Source organism: Halanaerobium sehlinense, from assembly GCF_055379485.1.
In genome coordinates this window covers 355,108-373,689 of sequence record NZ_AP042442.1, presented here as the reverse complement: position 1 = coordinate 373,689, position 18,582 = coordinate 355,108, and the positions used below count along the sequence as shown (strand labels likewise).

The 18,582-nt window shown below is 34.0% G+C and carries 20 protein-coding genes; 2 read left to right on the top strand and 18 right to left on the bottom strand.

Annotated features, from left to right (window positions below; all coding sequences use genetic code 11):
* Nucleotides 1-180 precede the first annotated feature (180 nt).
* Together ACZ446_RS01745 and thiI are read left to right on the top strand one after the other, a co-directional pair.
* Nucleotides 181-1,329 carry a cysteine desulfurase family protein gene (locus ACZ446_RS01745; RefSeq protein ID WP_464393456.1) on the top strand — a complete coding sequence of 383 codons (1,149 nt, stop codon included), beginning with the start codon at nucleotides 181-183 and terminating at the stop codon, nucleotides 1,327-1,329.
* Nucleotides 1,330-1,342: 13 nt separating this feature from the next.
* Nucleotides 1,343-2,563 (top strand): tRNA uracil 4-sulfurtransferase ThiI, encoded by a 1,221-nt coding sequence (gene thiI / locus ACZ446_RS01740; protein WP_464393455.1) that lies wholly within the window; start codon nucleotides 1,343-1,345, stop codon nucleotides 2,561-2,563.
* Nucleotides 2,564-2,644: 81 nt separating this feature from the next.
* On the opposite strand, the gene ACZ446_RS01735 is transcribed toward thiI, so the two are convergent.
* From ACZ446_RS01735 to ACZ446_RS01650, 18 genes are all read right to left on the bottom strand, one after another.
* Nucleotides 2,645-3,118 (bottom strand): glutathione peroxidase, encoded by a 474-nt coding sequence (locus ACZ446_RS01735; RefSeq protein ID WP_464393454.1) that lies wholly within the window; start codon nucleotides 3,116-3,118, stop codon nucleotides 2,645-2,647.
* 87 nt (nucleotides 3,119-3,205) lie between these two features.
* A complete protein-coding gene (locus ACZ446_RS01730) occupies nucleotides 3,206-3,646 on the bottom strand; it encodes a MarR family winged helix-turn-helix transcriptional regulator (RefSeq protein WP_464393453.1) in 441 nt (146 codons plus the stop codon).
* 123 nt (nucleotides 3,647-3,769) lie between these two features.
* Complete coding sequence (locus tag ACZ446_RS01725; RefSeq protein WP_464393452.1) at nucleotides 3,770-4,276, bottom strand: KdsC family phosphatase; 507 nt, start codon at nucleotides 4,274-4,276, stop codon at nucleotides 3,770-3,772.
* 142 nt (nucleotides 4,277-4,418) lie between these two features.
* Nucleotides 4,419-5,318, bottom strand: coding sequence for a DMT family transporter (locus ACZ446_RS01720; protein ID WP_464393451.1), 900 nt, complete (start codon nucleotides 5,316-5,318; stop codon nucleotides 4,419-4,421).
* A gap of 183 nt (nucleotides 5,319-5,501) precedes the next feature.
* A complete protein-coding gene (sufU, locus tag ACZ446_RS01715) occupies nucleotides 5,502-5,933 on the bottom strand; it encodes a Fe-S cluster assembly sulfur transfer protein SufU (RefSeq protein WP_464393450.1) in 432 nt (143 codons plus the stop codon).
* The gene (locus ACZ446_RS01710; protein ID WP_464393449.1) at nucleotides 5,923-7,197 is read right to left on the bottom strand and encodes a cysteine desulfurase; all 1,275 of its coding nucleotides are present in this window, start codon (nucleotides 7,195-7,197) and stop codon (nucleotides 5,923-5,925) included. Before ACZ446_RS01710 ends, sufU begins: the two co-directional genes overlap by 11 nt.
* Nucleotides 7,169-8,359 (bottom strand): Fe-S cluster assembly protein SufD, encoded by a 1,191-nt coding sequence (sufD, locus tag ACZ446_RS01705; RefSeq protein ID WP_464393448.1) that lies wholly within the window; start codon nucleotides 8,357-8,359, stop codon nucleotides 7,169-7,171. The genes ACZ446_RS01710 and sufD overlap by 29 nt, the downstream gene beginning before the upstream one ends.
* A gap of 11 nt (nucleotides 8,360-8,370) precedes the next feature.
* On the bottom strand, nucleotides 8,371-9,774 hold the full coding sequence (gene sufB / locus ACZ446_RS01700; RefSeq protein ID WP_464393447.1) for a Fe-S cluster assembly protein SufB: 1,404 nt from the start codon (nucleotides 9,772-9,774) through the stop codon (nucleotides 8,371-8,373).
* Nucleotides 9,775-9,794: 20 nt separating this feature from the next.
* Nucleotides 9,795-10,571, bottom strand: a complete 777-nt coding sequence (sufC, locus tag ACZ446_RS01695; protein WP_464393446.1) for a Fe-S cluster assembly ATPase SufC — start codon at nucleotides 10,569-10,571, stop codon at nucleotides 9,795-9,797.
* 178 nt (nucleotides 10,572-10,749) lie between these two features.
* Complete coding sequence (locus ACZ446_RS01690; protein WP_464393445.1) at nucleotides 10,750-11,823, bottom strand: AI-2E family transporter; 1,074 nt, start codon at nucleotides 11,821-11,823, stop codon at nucleotides 10,750-10,752.
* Between the two features lie 45 nt (nucleotides 11,824-11,868).
* Nucleotides 11,869-12,180: a late competence development ComFB family protein gene (locus ACZ446_RS01685; protein WP_464393444.1), complete on the bottom strand. Its 312-nt coding sequence runs from the start codon at nucleotides 12,178-12,180 to the stop codon at nucleotides 11,869-11,871.
* Nucleotides 12,181-12,315: 135 nt separating this feature from the next.
* Nucleotides 12,316-14,016 carry an acyl-CoA mutase large subunit family protein gene (locus ACZ446_RS01680; RefSeq protein WP_464393443.1) on the bottom strand — a complete coding sequence of 567 codons (1,701 nt, stop codon included), beginning with the start codon at nucleotides 14,014-14,016 and terminating at the stop codon, nucleotides 12,316-12,318.
* On the bottom strand, nucleotides 14,003-14,575 hold the full coding sequence (locus ACZ446_RS01675) for a 2-oxoacid:acceptor oxidoreductase family protein (RefSeq protein ID WP_464393442.1): 573 nt from the start codon (nucleotides 14,573-14,575) through the stop codon (nucleotides 14,003-14,005). Before ACZ446_RS01675 ends, ACZ446_RS01680 begins: the two co-directional genes overlap by 14 nt.
* Nucleotides 14,575-15,399, bottom strand: coding sequence for a 2-oxoacid:ferredoxin oxidoreductase subunit beta (locus tag ACZ446_RS01670; RefSeq protein WP_464393441.1), 825 nt, complete (start codon nucleotides 15,397-15,399; stop codon nucleotides 14,575-14,577). Before ACZ446_RS01670 ends, ACZ446_RS01675 begins: the two co-directional genes overlap by 1 nt.
* Nucleotides 15,399-16,559, bottom strand: a complete 1,161-nt coding sequence (locus ACZ446_RS01665) for a 2-oxoacid:acceptor oxidoreductase subunit alpha (RefSeq protein ID WP_464393440.1) — start codon at nucleotides 16,557-16,559, stop codon at nucleotides 15,399-15,401. The genes ACZ446_RS01670 and ACZ446_RS01665 overlap by 1 nt, the downstream gene beginning before the upstream one ends.
* Complete coding sequence (locus ACZ446_RS01660; RefSeq protein ID WP_464393439.1) at nucleotides 16,549-16,755, bottom strand: 4Fe-4S binding protein; 207 nt, start codon at nucleotides 16,753-16,755, stop codon at nucleotides 16,549-16,551. Before ACZ446_RS01660 ends, ACZ446_RS01665 begins: the two co-directional genes overlap by 11 nt.
* Nucleotides 16,756-17,010: 255 nt before the next feature.
* The gene (locus tag ACZ446_RS01655) at nucleotides 17,011-18,141 is read right to left on the bottom strand and encodes a sodium ion-translocating decarboxylase subunit beta (protein WP_464393438.1); all 1,131 of its coding nucleotides are present in this window, start codon (nucleotides 18,139-18,141) and stop codon (nucleotides 17,011-17,013) included.
* A gap of 11 nt (nucleotides 18,142-18,152) precedes the next feature.
* Nucleotides 18,153-18,578: a biotin/lipoyl-containing protein gene (locus ACZ446_RS01650; RefSeq protein WP_464393437.1), complete on the bottom strand. Its 426-nt coding sequence runs from the start codon at nucleotides 18,576-18,578 to the stop codon at nucleotides 18,153-18,155.
* Nucleotides 18,579-18,582: the final 4 nt, after the last annotated feature.

Here is an 18,582-nt window from a genome sequence, read left to right as displayed (position 1 = left end):
TTCATTTTACATTATATCACTATGTCATTAAATTTAAAATATTTATGACAATAATGTATTCTTTTTTACACTTAGCTCATTTAAAAAGCTAATTATCTTAATTTATCAGTTCCAGCTATTTATTTCTTAATTCATTACTGATATAATAAAAGTTAGTGTTTAAAATTAGGAGTGAATTTAATGGAAAAAGAAATATACTTAGATAATGCGGCTACTACTAAAGCATTTCCAGAGGTTACTGCTGCTGTTGTTAACGCATTAGAAAATAGTTATGCCAATCCTTCTTCACTGCACCGATTTGGCTTAAAAGCAGAGAAGATATTAGAAAAAGCTAGAGAGTTAACTGCATCTCAATTGGGAGTAAGTAAAAAAGAAATCATTTTTAGCTCAGGTGGCACAGAAAGTAATAATCTTGCAATTAGAGGAATTACTGAGTCCTACAAAAATCGCGGCAAACATTTAATTACTTCTCCAATCGAACATTCCTCAGTAGCTGAGCTTTTTAAGGCTTTAGAAAAAGAGGGCTGGCAGGTAGATCAAGTTGAAGTTGATCAGGAAGGATATGTTGATCTCAATCATTTAGAATCCTTAATTACTGAGGAAACATTATTAGTCAGCATTATGCATGTTAATAACGAATTGGGAACAATCCAACCTGTTAAAGAAATTGCTGAGATAATTAAAGAAAAAAACAAGCTCTGCTTTTATCATGTAGATGGGGTGCAGGCATTTGGTAAAGTTTACTGCAATTTAAATCAGTGGCCAATTGATCTCTATTCAATAAGCGGTCATAAAATTCACGCTCCGAAAGGTGTTGGAGCCTTATACATCAAAAATGGAATTAACTTAAAACCTTTAGTCTATGGTGGAGGCCAGGAAAGAAATTTACGCTCAGGAACAGAAAATATTCCCGGAATAGCTGGCTTTGGTCAGGCAGTTAAAAAAATGCCTTTCTTTTCTCCAGAAAATAAAATTGATATTAATCTAGCTGACAAAAAAAATTATCTTTTAAATTCTCTACAGCAGATTGAAGAAGTTGTAATTAACTCACCAGCAGCTGGTGCTCCTCATATTATTAATTTTTCTCTGCCGGGAATCAAAGGTGAAACTATGCTGCACGCTCTGGAAAGCCAGGGTGTTTATATTTCTACTGGTTCTGCCTGTTCTTCCAAGAAAAAAGGGAGCAGAATCATCAATGCCTGCGGCCTATCAGAGTCTAGAAGCGAAAGTGCACTCAGAGTCAGCTTAAGTCAAGAAATCACAAATGAAGATTTAGATTACTTTATAGAAATTTTAAAAAAACAAATAGATTTTCTTAAACTTTTTTAATGAGGTGAAAATTTTGTACGATTTAATAATTATTCGTTATGGAGAAATTGGTCTAAAAGGTGACAATATTAATGATTTCATCTCTCAATTGGTTGCAAACATTAAAAGAGCAACCAGTGACCTGGGAGAATTTGAAATTAGTACTATTTATGGCCGTATTTTCCTTTATGCAGAAAGTACTGAAATTGAAAAAATTGTTGATAGGTTAGTCAATGTTCCAGGTATTATTTCTTTAAGTCCGGCCCAGAGATTTAGAATTGGAAAAAAGGTAGCTGATTTTAATGAGCAGGATTTTGAAAAACTAAAAAAAGAAGCAGTTAACCTTTTTAAAGCTGAAGTTCAGAACTATCCTACTACTTTTAAAGTTGAAACAACTAGAGCTGACAAGTCATTTCCAATTGAAAGTCCTGAACTTAATCGAGAGCTAGGAGCAGAAATTTTACGAGAAGTTGAAAGTAAAGATACCCCGCTCAGTGTAGATGTTCATCAGCCAGAGCATCTTTTTGAAGTTGAAATTAGAAGAGGAAAAATTTATCTTTTTGTAAGGCGAGAAGCTGGCCCTGGAGGACTGCCAGTTAAGTCATCTGGTAGAGCTCTACTTTTATTGTCTGGAGGGATTGACAGTCCTGTAGCAGGTTGGCTTGGATTAAAAAGAGGTTTAAGCTTAAATGCTGTCTATTTTAACTCTCCTCCTTATACTTCTGAAAGAGCAAAGGAAAAAGTAATTGACCTGGCAAAAGTTTTAAGCCGTTATGGTGGGAAGATCAAACTGCAGATTCCATATTTTACAGAAATTCAGCAGGAAATATTAAAAAAATCTCCTAGCAGATATACTGTAACAATTATGAGAAGAATGATGATTAGAATTGCCAACCGATTAGCTAAAATGAATAATGAGTTGGCTCTGGTAACCGGAGAAAGTCTGGGACAAGTAGCAAGTCAGACTTTAGAAGGGCTGCGGTCATCTGATGAAGTAGCTCAATTTCCAGTTCTTCGTCCACTAATTACAATGGACAAAAACGATATTATTGCCCTGGCTAAAAGAATCGGCACTTATGAAATTTCAATCAGACCACATGAAGACTGCTGTACAATTTTTGTGCCTGATAATCCAGCAACTCAACCCAAACTTGATACTATTCATTTTGGAGAAGAAGATTTAGCTATTGAAGAATTAATTGATAGAGCAATAGAAAAAATGGAAGTTATAACCATTAATGAAGGTGCATCTTGATAATTAGCACTTCTAAAATCAAACTATATATTATAACAGCTAGCGGAGTAGAATTATTCTACTCCGCTTTTTATAATAACTTTATAATAAATTTTCTATATCAGCCCTTGTTTTTGCTGGCTCAGTTGTCGGTGCATATCTATTTACTACCTTACCTTCTCGATTTATTAAAAATTTAGTGAAATTCCATTTAATAATTCCTCCCAACAGAGAACCGGTTTCACTCTTTAAATATTTAAATAAGGGATGTGCATCCTCACCGTTAACCTTTATTTTTTCAAACATTTTAAATGTAACCCCATAATTAATCTGACAAAATTCTTTGATTTCTTCATTTGTACCAGAATCCTGATTGGCAAATTGGTTACAGGGAAAACCTAAAATTTCCAAACCTTGATCTTTATATTCCTGGTATATTTCTTCTAATCCTTCAAACTGTGGAGTTAAACCACATTCACTTGCTGTATTAACTATCATGAGCACTTTACCTTCATAATCTTTTAAATTGACTTCTTGACCCATGATATCATTTGCTTTAAATTGATATATGCTCATTCTAATCTCTCCTTTTTTATTTTATTAAATTAAATTGTGTACAATTTATTATTGAAAAATATAAGTTAAACCCTGCCTAAACAGGATTTAACTATCTTCTTCAAACTCTTTTAATATCTTATCTAAATTCTTTTTCAGCTGAAAAAGAGCTTCTTTATCTCCTTCAAAATCTCTATATAATTTTTCTGGTATTTCAACAATTTCTTCTTTCATTTCCCGACCTTTATCAGTTAGCTTAATCATTACTATTCGCTCATCTTCTTTAAACCTATATTTCTCAACCAGACCCTGTTTAACCAGTTTTTTAACTACAGGAGAAATAGTACCTGAATCCAGAAAAAGTTTTTCTCCCATTTCCTTGATTGAAATCCTATCCTCTTCCCAAAGAACAAGCATAACTATATACTGAGTATAGGTTAAATTATATTTATCAAGTAGCGGTTTGTATAACTGAATAACCTTTCTCGATAAGGCATATAGAGGGAAACAAATCTGATTATCTAATTTTAATATATCATATTTTTCCATAAGCTCACCCCTATTTAGTTTTATTTAATTAGATTGTGTTCAACTTAATTTATTATACAACTACATACTACAATCTGTCAATAGGTTTTAATAAATTTTTTCAACAATATAGCATAAATTAAATTATTCTCCAGAAAAATTCTCTATAACCTTACAATAATCTCCCTTAGCTTTAAGAAGCTGAGTTAAAATCTCTCTAACAGCACCATTACCACCATTGATTTCAGAAACAAAATCAGAAGTCTCTTTAACCTCTACAGCAGCATCAGCAGGACAGCCAGCAAATCCAGCTTCTTTCATTACTTCTAGATCGTTTAGATCATCACCTAAATAAGCTAAATTATCATAAGTAATCTCTTTTTCTTTCATTAGCTTTTCTAAAGCTGATTTTTTATCACGAACTCCCTGATAATACTCTTCTATTCCCAGTTCAGCCGCTCGACGGGCTACAACCTCAGATTTTCTACCAGTCATGATAATTACCTCATAACCCAATTTAATAGCTTGAACTACCAGCAAACCATCTTTAACATTAAAAGCTTTAAATTCATTTTTGCCATTATCTAAATAAACCTTACCATCTGTAAGTGTACCATCAACATCTAAAAAAATTGTGTTTATTTCCTTCATTACTTATCCCTCCATATCTATTAAAAGTAACCAACTAATCTAATTATATGTTTTCAGAAAGTATTCTGCAATCTTTACTTCTTTAAAAAAGAAAGCCTCCAGTCATTAAACTGGAGGAAATCTAAAAACATCACTAAATTTTCTAAACCGCACTCTTTTGTTCTTCTTCTAATCTTAACTCTGCTGCCTTTTCTAAAGCTTCTTTTTCTTTAGCTCGATAATTTAAATAGCCAGCAGATATAATTAAGAGTGCCCCAAGCACTGAAAAGAAATCAGGAATTTCTTGGAATAAGACCAGCCCAAAAATTGTAGAAAAAACTATATTAGCATAAGTGTATATAGAGAGTTCTCCCGCTTCTGCATGCCGGTAAGCATTTGTCATAAAGAGCTGAGCTGCTGCCGCAAATAAACCTAAGGCAAGTAAAGCAAATGCCTGAACTGGACTGGGAATTACAAAACTACCGCTAATCATAAATGGTACCATCGCCAAAGTTGAAAAAAGGCTGAAATAAAATACCACTGTAGCTGCTGAATCAGTTTTTCGAAGCTGTCTAACCACGGTATATGCAATTCCTGCAAATATACTTGACATTAAAGCAATTAAAGAAGGAATTAAATTTGAATCAAAACCGGGACGAATTACCAAAACAGCACCTATTAAAGCAGTTATTAATGCAGCAATCTGCTTTTTAGTAATTTTCTCATTTAAAAATATTGCTGCAAATACAACTACGAAAAATGGTGACATTTTATTTAAAATTACTGCATCTGATAATTTCATATTTGCTAGTGCATAAAAATAAGCTGCTATACCTAAAAGTCCAAAAATACTTCTTAAAATTAAAAGCTTCTTATTATTACCAACTAAAGAGCTTCCGCTCTTCTTAACCAGACTAAAAGCTACGAAAATACCAACTAAATTTCTAAAGAAAATCTTTTCCGCTGTCGGCATATCCCCCAAAAACTTAACTGTTGCTGCCATTAAAGCAAAAAACAATGATGATAAAAGTATATATGTTATTCCCTTTTTTCTATCTTCCAATTTTTCCACCTCTTATTATGATATTATAGAATTATAGAGTTTTTATTAATTCACTAAATTTCGACAAGTTAATGTGCTTGAAACTATTTGATACTCATTATCATTAGTATATAGGCTATTTAGTCTTATGTAAAGTAAAAACTTCACCAAAAAGGTGAAGTTTTTAAAAAAATTATTCAAAAGTTAATTTCTCTCTTTTAAAGCTTCCTTTAGAGTATGCCAGGATAACACTGCACATTTAACTCTTGCGGGCATATTAGAAATATTTTTTAAAGCCATTGCATCTTTAAGCTTTCTTAACTCCTGCTGGTCATTGATGTCTTTTTTGATCATAGCAATGAAAGTTTCAACCAACTCCAATGCCTCCTCAATACTCTTGCCCTTAATTAAATCAATCATAATTGAAGTTGAAGCCTGTGAGATTGCACAGCCACTTCCTGTAAAAGCTGCATCACTAATGATATCTCCATCAAATTTCAACTCTAAAGTTATGTCATCACCACAACTTGGGTTATGACCATGTTCACTAAGGTCTGCACCATCCAGAGGATGCTTGTTGCGGCTATTTCTATTATGCTCCATTATTAACTCTGTATAAACTGAGTTAAGATCCATATCCAAAAACCTCCCTTACTTTATGAAGGGATTCTATAAATTTGTCCACTTCTGCTTTTGTATTATAAAGATAAAAACTAACTCGTCCTGTTGAATTAAGCTGATAAAATTTCATTAAAGGCTGTGCACAGTGATGACCTGAACGAATAGCAATTCCCTCACTATCAACTATAGTAGCCAAATCATGAGAGTGAATATCTCTTAAATTGAATGAAATAATTCCTCCGCGATCTTCTAAATCTGTAGGACCAGCTATTTCAACATAATCAAGCTGCTTCATTTTCGAAAGCGCATATTCAGTTAGCTCAAGCTCATGTTCTTTAATTTTATCAAGCCCGATATCTTCTAGATATTCTATTGCTGCCTTGAGACCTACTGCTCCCTCAACATTAGGAGTTCCTGCCTCAAATTTTTCGGGAAGTGGTGCATAAGTAGAATCCTGTTCTCCTACATATTCTATCATACCTCCACCCTTTAGAAAAGGAGGTAATTTTTCTAAAAGATCCTTTTTACCGTAAAGAACCCCGATTCCCATTGGTCCAAGCATCTTATGTCCAGAAAAAGCATAAAAATCAGCATCTAATTCTCTAACATCCGTTTTAATATGAGGAGCACCCTGAGCACCATCAACTACAACTAAAGCATCATTTTTGTGTGCTAATTCTGCCATTTCTTTCACTGGATTAATAACTCCACTAACATTAGACATCTGTGAAATACTTAAAATTTTTGTTTTTGCTGACAGTTTTTCATTCAACTCTGAAAGCGAAATTCTGTAATTTTCATCAGGATATAAATATTTAAGTTTAAGATTTTTTCGTTCAGCCAGCTGCTGCCAGGGGAGAATATTACTGTGGTGTTCTAAAACAGAAATTAAAATTTCATCCCCCTCTTCAACTAAAGCTTCCATACTATTTGCTAATAGATTTAAAGATTCTGTTGTATTTCGAGTAAAAATGATTTCCTCTTGTTTTTCTGCATTAATAAAATTCTTAACTTTTTCCCTTGCGTTCTCATAAGCTTCAGTAGCACGAACACTTAAAGTATGAGCTCCTCTGTGAGGATTAGCATTAATTGTCCGATTATAATTATCCACTGCATCCAAAACCGATTCTGGTTTTTGAGTTGTCGCAGCATTATCAAAATAAATTAAACCTTTACCATTTATCTGCTGGTTTAAGATAGGAAAATCAGCTTTATATTTTTGGGCGAATTTTTCACTTGTGGCAGATTCTTTAACTGCGTATTCTTGTTTTAACTTCATTAATAACACTTCCTTTAAGGTCATTAAGAGGTATTTTATCAAAAACAGGATTAAAAGCAGCCTCCACCATTAATTGCTTGGCTTCTGCTTTACTCATACCTCTGCTCATTAAATAAAATAAGCGCTGCTGATCAATTTGACCGGCGCTGACCGCGTGCTCTCCTTCAACATTATCTTCTTCAGAAAATAAGGCTGGTATAGAATCAGAATCAACTGTTTTATCCAAAAGTAGTACTTCTTCTTTTTCAGTACCTTTAGCCTGTCCTGCACCCTTTTGGAAATATAAATCTCCCCTAAAAACTTTCTGAGCTCTATCTTTTAAAACACCCCTGCTTTCAATCTCACTGCTGCTGTGGCGTCCCTGGTGATTCATCTTAAAACCTAGATCCATTTTTCTATCTCCATCAGCAAAATAAACTGAACTAATGCTGGCGCTGCTGCCATCATCAATTAAGGTGTTTTCATTACTGGTAACAGAATTCTTTGCTCCAAGTTCTATAGGAATCCAATTTAATTCACCCTGGTTTGAAACTAAAGAAACATTGCTATCAAAATTGTCACTTTGATCGTTAAAACGCTGAACTTTAATAATATTTAATACAGCATTTTCTTTAACAATTACGCGAGTTAGACCATTGTGAAAAGCAGCTAACTTTTGATCTTTCATCCTATAATCAATAACTATGGTTAGTTTAGATTTTTCCTCAGCTACAATTAAATTATTATCAATTAAAACAGGATTTTCCGAATCTAATTCATAAAATATCTCTACAGGTAATTTTAGTTCTGTATTTCTAGGAACTTTAATAAATAGGCCTGTATTATAAAAAGCTTCAGCCATAGCTAAATATTTTTCATCAAGTCCCTGATTACCTTTTTTAACTTTTTTTCCTTTAAATTCTTCTAAATAATTAATGATTTCCTCTTCATTATTTAGATTATCTGTCATTTTTTTAAGCACAAGTTCACTATGCCACTTTTTTTCTTTTAAATATTCTTTATTATAGGGGCTGTACTCCGGAAATTGATAATCAAACAAATTTATTCTATTAAAATCACTTTTAGTCAACTCTTCAAAAACATTAAAGCTTTCTCTTCTTTTACTGCTGAGAAGTTTTGATTGACCTGTGGTTAAGTTATCAACTAATTTTTTATTATACATCTCATTATCACCTATCCTATAGTACCTTCAAGTTCAAGGTTGATTAAATTGTTTAGTTCAACTGCATATTCTAATGGTAGTTCACTAGCAATTGGTTCTACAAATCCTCTTACAATCATCGCCTTTGCTTCTTCCTCATTAATCCCTCTACTCATCAGATAAAAGATAGCCTCTTCACTTATCCGACCAACCTTTGCTTCATGACCAATATCAATGTCATCAGTCTGCAGTTTCATAATCGGTAAAGTATCTGATTTAGATTCATTATCAAGCATTAAAGACTCACAGGAAACTGAAGCTTTAGCACCATGAGCATTTTTAGTTGCTTTAAGCAAACCTCTATAATATGCATGCCCACCATCTTTAGCAATCGAACGGGAATTAACTGTTGAAGTAGTATTAGGAGCAGCATGTATTACCTGAGCTCCTGTATCTAAATACTGTCCTTCAGCTGCAAAAGTAACACCAGTAAATTCTGCTCTAGCTCTAGCGCCTTTTAAAATACTCATTGGATAAAGCATTGATACCTTAGAGCCAAATGATCCGGAAACCCACTCAATAACTCCATCTTCCTCAACTAATGCCCGCTTGGTATTTAAATTATACATATTACGGGACCAGTTCTCGATTGTACTGTAGCGCAGTTTGGCGCCTTTATTTATAAATAATTCTACAGCACCTGCATGAAGATTATTAACAGAATATTTTGGGGCTGAGCAGCCTTCAATAAAGTGAGCATTTGCTCCTTCTTCTAAAATTATAAGAGTATGCTCAAACTGTCCAGATCCTGGTGCATTCTGGCGGAAATAGGACTGCAGAGGAATATCTACATTTACTCCTGCCGGTACATAAACAAATGAACCACCAGACCAGACGGCTCCATGCAGAGCTGAAAATTTGTGATCATTAGGTGTGATTAATTTCATAAAGTGTTCCTTAACTAATTCTTCATGTTCCTTAACAGCATTTTCCATATCCATATAAACAACACCCTGTTCGACCATTTCTTCTTTTAAGTTGTGATATACAACCTCAGAATCATACTGGGCTCCAACTCCAGCCAGAGATTCTTTTTCTGCCTCTGGAATCCCCAGAGCATCAAATGTATTCTTAATCTCTTCTGGAACCTGATCCCAATCACTCTGAAGATCTGCATCAGGTCGAACATAGGTAATTATATTTTCCATATCTAAATCTGAAATATCTGCTCCCCAGGTAGGAACTTCTTTTTTCTTATATATTTCTAAAGCTTTAAGTCTAAACTCGAGCATCCATTCTGGCTCGTTTTTTTCTCTTGAGATTTCTTTAATTACCTCAGGAGTTAGACCCTTAGCTGATTGATAACGATGTTTTGCTTCATTTTTTTTATCATGAAGACTGCGGTCAATATCTTTGACTTCTGTCTTTTCGCTCATCTAAAAAACCTCCTAATAAACTAACAATTAGTTTTAGAATTACTTTCATCTAAGATTTCTTCTTTATATTCTGCATAACCTTCTTTTTCAATTAATTTAGCCAATTCCATATCTCCTGATTTAGCAATCTTTCCATCAACTAAAACGTGAACATAATCTGGTTTTATATAATCTAAAATCTGATTATGGTGAGTTATTATTATCATTGCATTATCTTCAGAAGCTAGTTTCTTAATTCCTTCAGCAACTGTTTTGGTAGCATCTACATCAAGCCCAGAGTCTGTTTCGTCTAAAATAGCTAACTTTGGCTCCAGAACTGCCATCTGTAAAATTTCATTTTTCTTCTTTTCCCCACCGGAAAAACCTTTATTTAAATAACGGTCTGCATAAGAATGTTCAATATCAAGCAGATTCATTTTTTCTTCTAATAAAAACTTAAAATCAAAAATACTCTGCTGTTCACCACTTACTGCAGTTTTAGCTGTACGAAGGAAATTTTCCACAGTTACTCCTGGAATTTCCTGAGGATACTGAAATGATAAGAAAATACCCTTTTTCGCTCTTTTATCTACTGCTAGATTATTAATTTTTTCACCTTCAAATTCAATTTCTCCATCTATAATTTCATGTTCTGGGTGACCCATTAAAACATTTGCCAGAGTTGATTTTCCAGCACCATTAGGACCCATAATTACATGTATTTCGCCTTTATTAACCTCTAAATCAATTCCATTTAAAATATTTTGATCTTCAACTTTAGATTTCAAACTAGATATTTTTAGCAGTTTTTTATTCATAATCTAAGTCATCTCCTTTATTAAAGTAATCTGCTCAGCATTGTGCTATTTATATCCTACAACATTACTCAACTTTAGTCAAGGATTTCGTTAAAAAAGTAATTAAATTTACAAAAAAAATGATGATACCGGTTGTCTGGAAATCATATCCAGACATTAAGTACCACCATAAAAAATATTAAATTTCTTTTTCGATATACTTTTTTCGAAAGAGCAGTCGTAAAACTACATATAAAGGAACAGCAGTTAATGCCCCAATAAATCCAAATAAATATACTCCTGATAATACTACAAATAAAACTACTATTGGATGGATTTCTAATCTTCTCCCTTGAACAAGTGGCCTAATAAGGTTGCCTTCAAGATATTGAGCAATTATAATAATCACTAATACCCCTAAAAATAAAAACCAGCTGTTTGTGACTGCAACAAAAACTGCAGGCAGGCTGCCAAAGAAAGGACCAATTATCGGAATCAAAGAAGTTATCATTGCAATAAATGAAAGTGCAACTGCATTAGGTAACCCAATAATTAAAAAACCAATAAACATTGTCAATCCTAAAAAGAAGGCTACAACTAATTGCGAACTAATAAATGTAGCAAGTAAATGATCAATTTCTTCTGCTAATTTTTCTATTTTTCTTTTTTTAGATTCCGGAACAGCTTTCATAAAGTTATTAAATATCTTTTGGTCATCCTTAAGTAAATAGAAGACAATAAAAGGAATCAATAAAATTATCAGTCCAAAGTTAGTAATCGAACTAAAAATCCCCATATAATTATAGGAGGAAATTTTTTGAGCTAAGTTATTAGCATAAGAAAATATTCTTTCCCTTAAATTCAATTCTTCTAAAAACGCACTGTCAAAATTTATATATCCCCTTAATCTTTCTATTATAGTTAGAATAAAATTATATATATAATTATAATTACCACTTAAACTCTGGCTTACCTCTTTTCCTTGCTCATAAATAATGCTCCCTCCAAAATAAAAAACAATTGTTAAAATAGCAAGAACAACAATTAATGAAATTACTATTGAAAGCGATTTATTATTTATCCATTTATCTAAAAATCTGACAAGTGGCCTCATTAAATAATATAAAAAAGAACTAAATAATAAAGGCAGCAAAACAAAACTCATTACTGAAGTTAATGGTACAGTAAAATATGGTATCTGTCCTAAAAGAAATATTATAACTAATATTATTATTACAGCATGTCCTGTTTTAAAAAAACGCTCATTTAACATATCAATCTCCCCTAAAATTGTTTTATTATCAAATTATACAAAAGTTTAATTATTGTTGGGATGAGCATTCTCAGAAACAACTTTAATTGATTTAGTAACTACAGAAAGCACATCAACAGAATGCTGCTGTTCCAGTTCTTCTATTTTTGAAAATACCTTTCCTTTTGATGTTGCTACATACTTTGCAGGTAGACGGTTAAGAGCATATGTTGCCATATCTAGCAAACAATCTTCATCTTTACAAACATCTTTAAATTCTTCTCTCTTCAGCATATTTTCCAGCATTTCTAAAACTACTTCTTCAGTTAAATTGTTTAGTCTTCCTTTTAAATTTTTAAGTCTTTCATTTTTCAACATAATATCCCCCCTGATCATTGATAAGTCTAATTTTATTTATTTTATAGTCTTAAATTTCTAAAAAAGCTCTTAAAATTATATTTCTTTATAAAAGTTAAAAACCCTGCCTCAAATTTGGCAGGGTTTTAATAATAATTAAATATTTCTATTTTGGTATTCTCCAAAAACTTCTCGAAGCTGATCACTAATTTCGTTTAAGGTTGCTTTTGCCCTTACTGCTTCAATAATTGGAGGCATTAAATTTTTATCTTTTTCAGCTGCATTTTTGATCTGTAATAATTTTTTTTCAACAAGCAGCTGATTTCTTTTTTTCTTTAAATTTTTAAGTTTTTCTTTCTGTTCTTTTTCCAGATCCGGATCAACCTTCAGTAAGTCCATCTCTTCATTGTGATGGCCCCACCTGTATTTATTTATTCCTACAACTATTCTTTTATCTTCATCAAGTTCTTTTTGCTTCTGATAAGCACTATCCTGGATTTCTCGCTGCACATATCCAGCTTTAATAGCTTCAACCATACCACCAAGCTGATCTATTTTTTCTAAATATTCTTTAGTATGTTTCACAAAGGAAGCTGTAAGTTCTTCTAAATAATAAGACCCTCCTAGAGGATCAATTACATCAGCAGCTCCACTTTCTTCTGCAATTATCTGCTGAGTTCTCAAAGCAATTTCAACAGCTTCTTCAGAAGGCAGAGAAAGTGCTTCATCATAAGAATTTGTATGCAGTGATTGGGTTCCTCCTAAAACTGCTGCTAAAGACTGAATTGTAACGCGAATTATATTATTTAAAGGCTGTTCAGCAGTTAATGCAGTACCCGCAGTTTGAGTATGAAAACGTAAAAGTTTAGACTTTTCTTTTTGGGCACCAAACCTTTCTTCCATTATTTCAGCCCAGAGTTTACGAGCTGCTCTAAATTTTGCTGTTTCTTCTAGTATATTCATCTGAGAAGCAAAGAAAAACGATAATCTCGGTGCGAAATCATCAATATCTAGTCCAATTTTTAAAGCTGCTTTTATATATTCTAATGCATCTGCTATAGTAAAGGCAAGCTCCTGGAGAGCAGTAGCACCTGCCTCCCTAATATGATAACCACTAATACTAATAGTATTAAAACCAGGCATTTCTTTTGAGCAGTATTCAAATATATCTGTTATCAATCTTAAAGAAGGTTCTGGTGGGTAAACATAGGTACCCCTTGCTATATATTCCTTTAATATATCATTCTGAATTGTTCCGGCCAATTCTCGGGGATTAACTCCCTGTTCTTCAGCTGTAACAATATACATTGCTAAAATAACAGCAGCAGGTGCATTAATAGTCATTGATGTACTAACTTTATCTAAAGGAATATCAGCAAATAACCGCTTCATATCATCAACACTATCAATTGCAACTCCAACTCGACCCACTTCTCCTTCGGCTAAAGGATGGTCTGAATCATAAGCAATTTGAGTTGGAAGATCAAAAGCTACACTCAGACCTGTCTGACCCTGTTCTAACAGGTATTTGAAACGTCTATTGGTCTCTTCAGCAGTTCCAAATCCTGAATACTGCCTCATTGTCCACAGCCGAGATCGATACATTGTTGGATAAACTCCACGAGTATAAGGGAATTCTCCAGGAAATGAAAGATCATTTTGATAATCAATATCCTTCAAATCTAAAGGAGTATATAATGCTTTTTTTTCTTCTTCTGAATCAGATAAAAATTTATCTTTTCTTAAACCAAACCGCTCAATTGTCTTTTGATATTTTTTTTCTTCCCAATCTCTTTCGGCTTTTTCTAAGTCAGATAATTTATTGTTTTTCAGCTTATCATCTTTATATTCTCCCATAAGCATAACTCCTTTTATCTAAATTTAATTGAAAACCAAGTTCAAAGGCCTCCATATTATCATCAACTGTTTTTGGAGGTACCTTTTCTATAATAGCTTTTTTGATAAATTCTACTGGTATTTTTTTTTGAATTATTTTAGCAATTATTCCTAGTACAACCATATTGGCTGAAATTTCTTTGCCAATTTCTTTTGCAGCAATATCCAAAATGTCAAGCTGGTAAAGGTTATCTTTTAGTTCCTCTTTTAAACTTGCTGTATCAATTCTGCTGTCAGCTATAATAACACCATAATTTTTCAAATCTTCTCCATACTGATCAAAAGCCTTCTGAGTTAAGCAGACTAAAAGATCAGGCTTGATAACTTTGGGAAAATCAATCTGTTCTTCATCAAAAACAACTTCTGATCTACTTGCACCTCCGCGTGATTCAGGACCATAAGATTGGCTCTGGCTTACATTTAAATTATCAACCATAACACCTGCTTCTGCAAGAATAATCCCAGCCAAAATCATCCCCTGGCCACCAGCACCACTTAACCTTATTTCATATCTGCTCATTAGAAAGCCTCCTCTTCTTTTAACTTTTCTATAATTTTTTGATAGCGCTCTGTGTATTCGCTTTCAGGACTTTCAACCTCTTTTAGTATTCCAAGAGGATATTTTCCTTCCTTTTCTTCAAAGCTGAGATCCTGCCATTTTTTAAAGCCAACCGTATCTTCCTGCTGTTTTTTAAGCATTTCTACAGCATCACCAGATTTATTCTGACGTCCATAGCTAACTGGACATTGAGAAAAACTTTCCACAAAAGAAAACCCTTTGTGTTTTAAGGCTGCTAGATATAAGCTTTTTAGCTGTCTTGGATCATGGGTTGCTCCTCGAGCTATAAATCCTCCTCCTGCACCCTCCACCAGTCTTGCCAGATCAAAGTTTTGATCTATATTACCATAAGGAGCTGTTGTAGCTTGATCACCGGTTGGTGTCATCGGTGAAAATTGTCCGCCGGTCATCCCATAAATTTGATTATTAAATAGAATTACAGTTAGATCAATATTTCTACGAGCAGCATGGATCAGGTGGTTACCACCAATTGCTGTTCCATCTCCATCCCCAGTCATTACAATCACATTTAACTCAGGATTTGCCATTTTAACACCTGTAGCAAAAGCTATTGCCCTGCCGTGAGTTGTATGCAGTGTGTCAAAATTTAAATAACCAGTTGCCCTGCCTGAACAGCCAATTCCTGAAACCACAACTGTTTTATCCTGGTCTAAACTGCTTTCAGCAAAGGCCCTAATAAATGAGTTTAAAATAGTTCCATGACCACATCCCGGACACCAGATATGCGGGAGCTTATCAATTCTTAAATATTTTTCATAATCCATTATAATACCTCCTCCAGCAGGGCTCTGATTTCTTCTGGTTTTATTAAATCTCCATCATAAGAATTAATTCCAAGCACTCTAGCTTTGCCGGCTGCTGCTTTTTTAACTTCTCTGATTAACTGTCCCTGATTCAATTCAGGAACAATAATTGTATCTACCTGATCAGCAAGCTCTGCAACTGCTTTTTCAGCAAAAGGCCAGATAGTCTGAAGTTTAAACCAACCAGCTTTAAAGTTATCTTTACGACCTGTATTAACTGCACTTATTGCTGTTCTGGCAGCCGAACCGTAACTTAAAACAGCCACTCTATCATCACTTCTAATATCTTTTTCATAAAAAATTATTTGGTCTAAGTTGTTATGCAGCTTATTATGCAGACGATCCTGCATGAGCTTAGCAGTTTCTTTTTTACCATCTGGAAAACCACTCTGATCATGAAAAAGACCACTTGTATGATACTTTAATCCACTGCCATAATCAGCCATCGGAGGTATTAGATCTTCAGTCAGTTTATATGGCAAAAATTGATCTGGATCCTGATTTAAATTTGGTCGTTTGCGATTATAAATTTCAATCTCTTCCTTACTTTTTAGATAAATCTTTTCTCTTAGATGTCCAATCACTTCATCTAAGAGCAAAACTACCGGCTGTCTGAATTTTTCGCTTAAGTTAACAGCTTTAATTGTAAGCTCATAACTTTCAGCAACTGAAGCTGGAGCCAGAGCTATTATTTCCTGATCACCATTTCTTCCCCAGCGGGTCTGCATTACATCACCCTGGGAAGGTGAAGTTGGAAGTCCAGTTGAAGGTCCAACCCGCTGTACATTCACTACAACTAATGGTGCCTCAATCATAGTTGCAAATCCTAAATTTTCCTGTTTCAAAGCAAAACCGGGACCACTTGTTGCAGTGATTGCTTTTTTACCAGCCAGTGAGGCTCCAACTACCGCAGCCATACCAGCAATTTCATCTTCCATCTGCAGAAATTTTCCGCCCTTTTTGGGAAGCTCTCTTGCAAAACCCTCTGCTATTTCAGAAGCAGGAGTAATTGGATAACCAGCAAAAAATTCAACTCCTGCTGCTATTGCTCCTTCTACAACAGCCTGATCTCCCTGGGTAAGCAGAGCTCTTTTTTCAGGTTTGAATATTTTAGTTTTCATCTTGAGCCACCACCTTCAGCACAAAATCAGGACAAATTAACTCACAATTTTGACAGCCTATACATTTCTCTAGATCATCAATTTCTACTCTATCCCTGCCTTTAATCAAAACATTAGTCGGACAGACAGAAATACAAATTCCACAATTTTTACACCAATCAGGATTATCTAACCTTACCCTATCACCTCTGGCCATATTTTCACTCCTCAAAATTAGATTTTTATTATCTTATGTGACTGTTTACAGACTGAAATGAAGCCAGCTGCTCTCTACTCACTGCTTTTCAAAATTAATTTAAAAATTATTAATATGAACCATTAGCTTAAGGTAATTAGGTAGTTAAAAAAGTTATAAAAATTTATTTAATTTTCTGATAATTAATTCTTAAAATTAAGCCGGCATTTTACTGCTGGCCTAATTTTTTTCTTTTTCCTTATTTCATATCTTATCTTAACCCAGTATTGACAATAAAGTTCCGGCTGCAATCGCTGATCCAATTACTCCAGCGAAATTCGGACCCATGGCATGCATTAATAGGTGATTAGATGGATTTTCTTCCTGACCAACTTTTTGCACAACTCTAGCTGCCATTGGTACTGCGGAAACTCCAGCAGCTCCAATCAGCGGATTAACTTTACCACCACTAAATTTGTACATTAATTTTCCAAATAATACTCCAACTGCAGTACCAAAACTAAAAGCAATTAAACCTAAAACTAAAATCCCAATAGTTTCAGTATTTAAAAAGGCCTCAGCACTTGCTGTTGCTCCAACAGTTAAACCCAAAAATAAAGTTACTATGTTCATAAGAGCATTTTGAGTTGTTTTTAATAATCGATCAACAACTCCTACTTCTCTCATTAAATTACCGAACATTAAACTTCCTAAAAGAGGAAGTGCTGAAGGCACTAATAAACCTCCTAGTAAAGTAACAGCTATAGGAAAAATTATTTTTTCTTTTTTTGTTACATGTCTCAGCTGTTCCATCTTTACCTGACGTTCTTTTTTAGTAGTTAAAGCCTTCATAATTGGAGGTTGTATAATTGGTACCAAAGCCATGTATGAATAAGCAGCAACTGCAATTGGTCCCAATAAATGTGGAGCCAGCTGACTGGCTGAAAAAATTGCTGTAGGTCCATCAGCTCCACCTATAATTCCTATTGCTCCTGCTTCTGCAGGTGAAAAACCTAGGGCTATTGCACCAAATATAGTAGCAAAAATACCAAACTGGGCTGCTGCACCTAAAAGAGCTGTCTTTGGCTGAGCAATCATCGGACCAAAATCAGTCCAAGCTCCAACTCCCATAAAAATAATTGGGGGGTAAATTCCTAATTTTACACCCTGATATAAATAGTATAATAACCCTCCAACCTGTCCATCTTTTCCAGCTGCCATTAAACCACCTAAAGGAAGGTTAACTAAAAGCATACCAAAACTAATTGGCACCAACAGCAGAGGCTCATATTCCTTAACAACTGCCAAATATAAAAGTATGGAGGCAATGATAATCATAATAAATTGTCCTAAGCCCAAATTTAAATAACCAGTAGACTGGACAAAAAGCGAGATCTTATCTAACATGATTTAACCCCCTACTCAATTACCAGCAGTATATCTTCTGCATCAACACTGTCTCCGACTCTTACTTTGATATCTTTAACAGTTCCTGACTGAGCTGCAGTAATTTCATTCTCCATTTTCATTGCTTCTAATACTATTAAAATGTCTCCCTGATTGACACTTTCACCCTTTTTTACATTAATTTCTAAAATACTACCCGGCATCGGAGCTACAATATCACCTTCGCCAATATCAGCAGGTGGTGACATTTCTCTCTTCGGCTTAGCTTTAGGTTTTGAAGTAGCTTTTTTTGAGGATGATTTCTCTGTGGCTGCAGAACTCCTGCTGCCAACACTACCTACACTGCTTTGCGAATTAACACTTTTTTCTTCACTACCAATTTCTTCAACATTTACAATGAATTCTTCACCATCTATCTCAACTCTAAATTTTTTCATTATA